This is a genomic window from Caballeronia sp. (assembly GCF_049581465.1).
Lineage (GTDB): Bacteria > Pseudomonadota > Gammaproteobacteria > Burkholderiales > Burkholderiaceae > Caballeronia.
Window position 1 is genome coordinate 1 of record NZ_JBAUSA010000210.1, and the last position, 7,626, is coordinate 7,626.

The 7,626-nt window shown below is 59.9% G+C and carries 5 protein-coding genes; 2 read left to right on the forward strand and 3 right to left on the reverse strand.

Annotated features, from left to right (window positions below; genetic code table 11):
- The first annotated feature begins 848 nt into the window (after positions 1 to 848).
- On the forward strand, positions 849 to 2,549 hold the full coding sequence (locus tag WCA53_RS05155) for a thiamine pyrophosphate-binding protein (protein ID WP_423906391.1): 1,701 nt from the start codon (positions 849 to 851) through the stop codon (positions 2,547 to 2,549).
- A 57-nt stretch (positions 2,550 to 2,606) separates the two neighbouring features.
- A complete protein-coding gene (locus WCA53_RS05160; RefSeq protein ID WP_423906394.1) occupies positions 2,607 to 4,301 on the forward strand; it encodes an AMP-binding protein in 1,695 nt (564 codons plus the stop codon).
- Between the two features lie 399 nt (positions 4,302 to 4,700).
- Here the strand turns inward: WCA53_RS05160 and WCA53_RS05165 are convergent, their stop codons facing one another.
- The 3 genes from WCA53_RS05165 to WCA53_RS05175 form a co-directional block, all read right to left on the reverse strand.
- Positions 4,701 to 5,840, reverse strand: a complete 1,140-nt coding sequence (locus WCA53_RS05165) for a Fic family protein (RefSeq protein ID WP_423906397.1) — start codon at positions 5,838 to 5,840, stop codon at positions 4,701 to 4,703.
- Between the two features lie 148 nt (positions 5,841 to 5,988).
- Positions 5,989 to 7,137, reverse strand: coding sequence for a branched-chain amino acid ABC transporter substrate-binding protein (locus WCA53_RS05170; protein ID WP_423906400.1), 1,149 nt, complete (start codon positions 7,135 to 7,137; stop codon positions 5,989 to 5,991).
- A 98-nt stretch (positions 7,138 to 7,235) separates the two neighbouring features.
- A partial coding sequence (locus WCA53_RS05175) for a hypothetical protein (RefSeq protein WP_423906402.1) occupies positions 7,236 to 7,626 on the reverse strand: 391 nt, incomplete at its 5' end.

Genomic DNA, 7,626 nt, shown 5'->3' on the forward strand with positions numbered 1-7,626 from the left:
TCTGCTTAAGTCGGATTTTCTTGCTTATTTCTGTTAGCCCCTATCCGGGGCGGGACTTCATTTCTTTTCAAACGCGAAAAGAAACGAAGCAAAGAAACGCGTTTTAAACCGCCAATTTTTAAGTGTCATCGTTGCTCACTTCAGGTTTTTGGCACGAACGTAGCGCGGCCTCTACGCATCGACTCGCAGTTGAACACCCACCCCAAGCTCAAACGGTGCGCACACGCTTCGCATCGACGGCCCGAACCCCCGTTGCTGCGAGCGGCAAGGTTGGCGATTCGGCCGATCCCCAATCATGCGGGTTTGTGCACCCGGTTCGGTGACCGCCGGGGTTATGCGAAGCGCGACCCGGAATGGATGAGCACGGACGGTAGGCGTGGGTGATACGACGACACGGGTAACCCGCGCTATAGGGCCGTCGAGGCGAAGCGTGTGCGTGCGGTTGGCGCTTGAGGATGGTGTTCGACTGAGCGTTGATGTGTGGGGGCGGCACTACGTTCGGGCCAAAAACCTGAAATGAGCAACGACGACCCTTAGGTATTCGCGGTTTGAACGCGTTTCTTTGCTTCGTTTCTTTGCGCGTTTGCAAAGAAATGAAGTCCCGCCCCGGATAGGGGCTAACAGTAATAAGCAAGAAAATCCGACTTAAGCAGACCGACCACGCTAGCAGAAGGACTCAATGCTAGCCCCACACTCGCCGCGCGCAGCACCCCCTCCACCCTCGACTCACACTCGCCCCAAGCAGAACCGAACCGCCCCGAACCCTCACCGAGCCCAAGCGAGGTAAGCTACGAAAACCTGCCCAAGCGGCCAGCGCCCCAGCCCTAACTCTCGGGAGATTTCGTCGCATGTCGTCTGCAGTCCCTCAAACACCACAAACCACAGGCGCGCGTCTCGTCGTTGATGCGCTATTGACCCACGGTGTCGAGCGTGTGTTCTGTGTACCCGGCGAAAGCTTCCTCGCCATCCTCGATTCCCTGCACGACGAAACCGGCCGCATCGAAACAATCGTCTGCCGCCACGAAGCCGCCGCCGCCAACATGGCGGAAGCCATCGGCAAACTGACCGGCCGCCCGGGTGTTGCGCTCGTCACGCGCGGTCCGGGCGCAACGCACGCATCCATCGGCGTTCACACGGCGTTCCAGGATTCCACGCCGATGATCCTCCTCATCGGCCAGTGCGCTCGCGAACACATGGATCGCGAGGCATTCCAGGAAATCGACTATCGGCGGATGTTCGGTCAGATGGCCAAGTGGGTCGCGCAAATCGATGACCCCAAGCGCATTCCCGAGTATCTAAGCCATGCGTTCCATATCGCGACCTCAGGACGGCCGGGGCCAGTCGTCCTCGCGCTGCCGGAGGATGTGCTCAGCGAGGCATGCGACGTCGTTCCGGGCGCGCCGCGATATCAGCGCATTGCGGCATCGCCTGCGCCGGCGCAGATCGAGCGGCTGGCCGCGTTGCTGGCGGCATCGAAGAAACCGTTTGTGATTGCGGGCGGAAGCGGCTGGACGCTTGAGGCCACGCAAGATTTCGCGCGCTTCGTGCACGCGTGGCAGTTGCCCGCGGGCTGCGCTTTTCGTTTCCAGGACACGCTGGACAACGACCATCCGAACTACGCCGGCGATGTCGGCCTCGGCATCAATCCGGCACTGGCCGCACGCATTCGCGACGCCGATGTGCTGTTTGTCCTCGGCCCGCGCATGGGTGAATCGACCACGGGCGGCTACACCCTGCTCGACATCCCGAAGACCAAGCAGACCTTGATCCACGTACATCAAGGCGCCGAAGAACTCGGCCGCGTGTATTCCGCCGATTTGCCGATAGTGTCTGGCATGCCGGAGATCGCATCGGCGCTGGCGGCGCTAAAAGCCCCGTCGACGATTCCCTGGAGCGGAGCGATCGAGGAAGCACATGCGTCGTATCTCGCATGGCGCAAGCCGCGCCCGATGCTCGGCGACGTCCAGCTCGGCGAGATCATGGAGCAACTCAGCGAGCGTCTTCCCGCCGATGCCATTCTCACCAACGGCGCGGGCAATTACGCGACATGGTTGCATCGGCACTATGCGTACCGGCATTACCGCTCGCAATTGGCACCGACGAGTGGCGCCATGGGTTACGGCGTTCCCGCTGCGATCGCCGCAAAGTCGTTGTACCCCGAGCGGATAGTGATCGCTTTCGCCGGGGATGGCTGCTTCATGATGGCGAGCCAGGAACTGGCGACAGCGATGCGATACGGGCTGGCCGTGGTGTTTATCGTGGTGAACAACGAGCAATACGGCACCATCCGCATGCATCAGGAACGGCACTATCCTAATCGCGTACATGGCACCGGGCTGACCAACCCTGACTTCGCCGCGTACGCGCGGGCGTTTGGAGCCCACGGAGAACGGGTGGAATCGACGGCGCAATTCATGCCGGCATTCGAGCGCGCGTTGAGTACGGGGTTGCCATCGGTGATAGAGATAAGGATTCCTCAAGACGTAAGTACACCTGCGGCCACGCTTGCGCAGGTGCGTGAGCAGGGGGAGAAGTTACGGGGGAAGTAAAACCTCAGGGCACGATAAAAACAAATCAAGCGAAGCAAACTCAGGAGACAAAACCGCATGGCATCCCAAGCATTCCTGCAAGCGCGAGACTTCCTTTTACGCCACCGCGACGACTACGCGAGCGCGTACAAAGACTTTTCGTGGCCTGAACTTACCGAGTTCAACTGGGCCCTGGACTGGTTCGATGAATACGCGAGAAACAACACGCAACCCGCCCTATGGGTAGTGGAAGAATCGGGCGAAGAAACGAAGCTGGGCTACGCGGAGTTATCGGCGAGATCGAACCAGCTCGCTAACTGGCTGAGAAAGAACGGTGTGAACCGTGGCGACCGCATCCTGCTGATGCTGCCCAACCATCCCGCGCTATGGGAAACCATGCTGGCCGCGATGAAGCTCGGCGCCGTCACCATCCCGGCGACCATGCTGCTAACGCCCGCCGACATAACCGACCGGATGAAGCGCGGCGAGGTAAAGCACGTGATCGTCGCCTCGGGCGAAGGGGCAAAATTCGAAACAATCGATCCTTCAGTAACGCGCATCGCGGTGGCTTTGAAGGACGCGGAAAGCAGGCCGCCCGAGGGCTGGCATCACTACGCCGATGCCTTCAATGAAAGCCCGTCATTCGACCCCGAAGGCAGGACACTCGCCACGGATCCCCTGCTTTTGTACTTCACCAGCGGCACGACAAGCCGCCCGAAGCTTGTCATGCATAGCCATCAAAGCTATCCGGTCGGCCATTTATCGACGATGTACTGGATTGGCCTCAAACCCGGCGATGTGCACCTCAACATCAGTTCACCGGGCTGGGCAAAACACGCGTGGAGCTGTGTCTTTGCACCGTGGAACGCGGGCGCAACCGTGTTCATCTACAATTCCGCGCGGTTCAGCGCGAAGGCCACGCTAGAGACGCTCGTCAAGCACCAGATCACCACGCTTTGCGCGCCGCCGACCGTTTGGCGCATGATGATCCAGGAGGATTTGTCGGCTTACAAGGTGAACCTGCGCGAGGTTGTCGGTGCGGGCGAGCCGCTGAATCCGGAGATTATCGAGCGGGTTAAAAAGGCGTGGAATCTCACGTTACGCGATGGTTTCGGCCAGACCGAAACGACAGCGCTAATTGCCAATTCGCCGGGCCAGCCGATGAAACCCGGATCGATGGGAAGGCCGTTGCCGGGCTACCGGATCACCTTGCTTGATCGCGACGATGAGCCCGCTGAAGAAGGCGAACTGGCGTTGCTTCTCGACCCGAAGCCGCTTGGCCTGATGGACGGCTATGTGGACGATGCATCGAAGTCGCAGGAGGCTATGCGGGGTGGTCACTATCGAACGGGGGATGTCGCGTCCATCGATGCCGACGGTTACTTCACCTACGTAGGCCGCACCGACGATGTCTTCAAGGCGGCGGATTATCGGATTAGTCCGTTCGAGTTGGAGAGCGTCCTGATCGAGCATCCAGCGGTGGCGGAGGCGGCGGTAGTGCCGAGTCCGGATCCGCTGCGCTTATCGGTGCCGAAAGGGTTTGTCTCATTGCGCGCGGGCTACGAGCCGACGAAGGAAACCGCCCGCGAGATCCTCAAATTCGCCGCGCAAAAACTGGCGGCATATAAGCGTATTCGTCGCATCGAGTTTTACGAATTGCCGAAGACCATCTCGGGCAAGATTCGTCGCGTGGAATTGAGGCGAACGGAAGAAGCGCGCACGGGCGAAGCACGGCGGGACAACGAGTATTGGGAGGAGGATTTCGGCGCGTGATGGCGAGAGGATGGACGCGAGCACGCAGAGATGCGCCGAGTACATTCGCGCCCATTTTTGATGGTAGATACATTGGGCGCGGAAAATGGGCGCTTGAGGCGAAGCGTGTGTGCGGCGTTGGTGCTTGAGAATTGTGTTCGACTGCGCGTTGATGAATGCGGGCGGCACTATGTTCGTGCCAAAAACCAGAACTCCACAACCGACGACACTTAAAAATTGGCGGTTTGAACGCGTTTCTTTGCTTCGTTTCTTTGCGCGTTTGCAAAGAAATGAAGTCCCGCCCCGGATAGGGGCTAACAGTAATAAGCAAGAAAATCCAACTTAAGCAGAACGACCACGCAAGCAGGAGGACTCAATGCTAGCCCCACACTCACCGCGAGCAGCACCCCCTCCACGCCGCTAGCTAGCACCGCCCCCCAAGCCTGCGGCCAGCAATTCGTACGAAGTACTTCGCCCTCCCGAATCCGACTTCTTCAAAGCCCCAAGCGCAAGCAACTCACTAATATCCCTCAACGCCGTATCCGGCGAACACTTCGCGATCGCCGCCCATTTGCTGGTCGTGAGCTTGCCATCGAAGCCATCGAGCAAGCGGTTCAACAGCTTCAATTGTCGCTCGTTCATCGCCGTCCCGGTCCAGCGCTGCCAGAATCGCGACTTCAGAAGCACCGCGTCGACGGTCTGTTGCGCGTTCTGCACCGCCCGGTAAAGCGCACCCAAAAACCAGTCGAGCCACGCGGTGATATCAAGCGTACCCTGCTGCGTCCGTTCGAGGATGTCGTAGTAATCGCTGCGCTCGCGCTGGATCTGCGCGGACAAACTATAAAAGCGCTGGGGACTTCCATCGGCGCGAGCGAGCAACAGGTCGCCGACGGCGCGCGCGATACGGCCGTTGCCATCGTCGAAGGGATGGAGCGTGACGAACCACAAGTGTGCGAGTCCCGCCTTGAGCAGCGGCGGCTCACCTGAATCACGGTTGACCCAGTCCAGAAACCGATCCATTTCGCTGTCCAGACGCGCGGCAGGCGGTGCTTCGAAATGCACGCGTTGCCGGCCGATCGGACCTGAGACCACTTGCATTGCGCCGCTCGCATCGTCGCGCCAGCCGCCGACATTGATCCGCGACATTCCACTGAAGCCAGTGGGAAACAGCGCCGCGTGCCAGCCGAAGAGGCGATCAGTTGTCAGCGGGGCAGCGCAGTGGAGGGTGGCGTCCAGCACCATCTCGACGACCCCTTCCACATTCCGGTCCACCGGTGCGAGCGCGCCGATATCCACGCCAAGCCGGCGCGCAATGGACGAACGCACCGAATCGGCGCTAAGGCGCTCACCTTCGATTTCACTGGTTTTCAATACGTCGTCCGTCAGTGCGACGAGGCTCGCCTGGCTTTGCAAATTCGCGCCAACATCCGCGAGCCGGCCGACCAACAAGCCCTGGACCAGCGACGTTTGGGCGAGCGGCGCCGCCAGACGTACGAGATCGTAGCGGCATGCAGGCCACTGAGGATCTTCCCAGATGTAAGTCCAATCACCGCGTTTCATGCGGAGATTATGAAGCATATTCTCCGCACTCGCTCGGTTATTCTCCGCAAATTATGCGGAGAATAACCTCATCAATCGCCGCACCATAGAAAAAACCCCGCAGCGAACGACCGCATGCGGGGTTTTTCTAACAGCCCTACACCCTTCCTTACTTGCCACCCACGCTTTGCAGCGTCGTCCACTTACCGCCGACGACCTTATACAGCGTGATCCCACCGTTCTTCAAATCGCCCTTCGAGTCGTACGCGAGATGCGTTGCCGTCACGCCTTGCATGTCGGTTTTCGCGAGCATCGGCAGGTATTTCGCCGGATCGGTCGAATTCGCGCTCTTCATTGCGTCGAACATGGCCATTGCGCCGTCGTACGCGTACGGCGAGTACGTCTGCACGTCCTCATTGAAGCGCTTCTTGTACTTCGCCACGTAATCCGCGCCGCCCGGCATTTGGTCCAAAGGCAAGCCGGCAAGCGAGGCCACCGTGCCGTCGGCTGCATCGCCGGCGATCTTCAGGAATGTATCCGTCTTGACCATTTCACCGGCCATCAACGGCGCGCGCATTCCGAGCGTCTTCATCTGCTTGACCATCGGGCCAGCTTGCGAATCGGCACCGCCGTAGTACACGAGGTCCGGGTTGCTCGACTTGATCTTGGTCAGGATCGCCTTGAAGTCGACGGCTTTGTCGTTAGCAAATTCGCGATCCACGATGGTGCCGCCCGATGCCTTGGCTGCCTTCTCGAACTGGTCGGCAAGACCCTGGCCGTATGCCGTGCGGTCATCGATGATCGCGATCTTCTTCACCTTCAGCGTCTTGACGGCGAACTCACCGGCAACGGAGCCTTGCTGCGTATCGGAAGTCATCATGCGGAACGCGGTCTTGTAACCCTGCGTCGTGTATTCCGGCGCGGTCGCCATCGCGATCTCGGGAATGCCGGCGTTCGCGTAGATGCGCGATGCGGGAATGGTCGTGCCCGAGTTGAAGTGACCGAGCATGCCCTTCACGTTGTCGTCCACCAGCTTCTGAGCCACGGTCGTACCCGTACGCGGGTCGGCCTGGTCATCGGCTGAATCGAGAACGATGCGAATCTGCTTGCCGTCAATCACAGGTTTCGTCGCGTTGAAGTCTTCGACGGCGAGCACAATGCCGTTCTGGAAGTCCTTGCCGTAGTGCGCCTGTGCGCCGGTCATCGGACCAGCGAAGCCTACTTTGACGTCCTGAACCGCTTGCGCGTGAGCCAAACCCGTGAGCGACAGTCCAGCGACGAGCATCGCAGCTGCCAGCTTCTTCATAGTGCAATCCATAAACTCTCCTGATTCCCAAGTGAATGGCAGCTTGGGCCGGGATCGCCGTGCCTGCTGCCGTTTGTTTGAATTGAGCGGCCTGTGCCTGAACACGCCTCTCAGCCGATCGTCATCAAATTCGCATTGCCTCCCGCAGCCGCCGTGTTCACACTCACCGAGCGTTCCGTCAGCAACCGTTCAAGCGCATATTCGTACTCGCCGTCGTGGGCTTCGTCGGCAAATGCACCCGCCGGCACGCCCTGCACCGAGACGATCGGTCCCGGACGTTTCGCCACTTCTTTCACCAACGCCATCAATTCGTCGCTATCGCCCTCGAAAAGCACTGCATCGAACGGCGTATCGGTATTCTTCCGCGACGTCGCATAACTTTTCAACGATGCCGGCAACGCGGCCACAAGCTGCTCGCCGGCCGTGCCTGAAAAGAGCGCCTTGTTGCCCGTGGTCAGCACGGCCGCGAGTTGCGCGCGCGCGCCGCTCGCAGTCGATGCC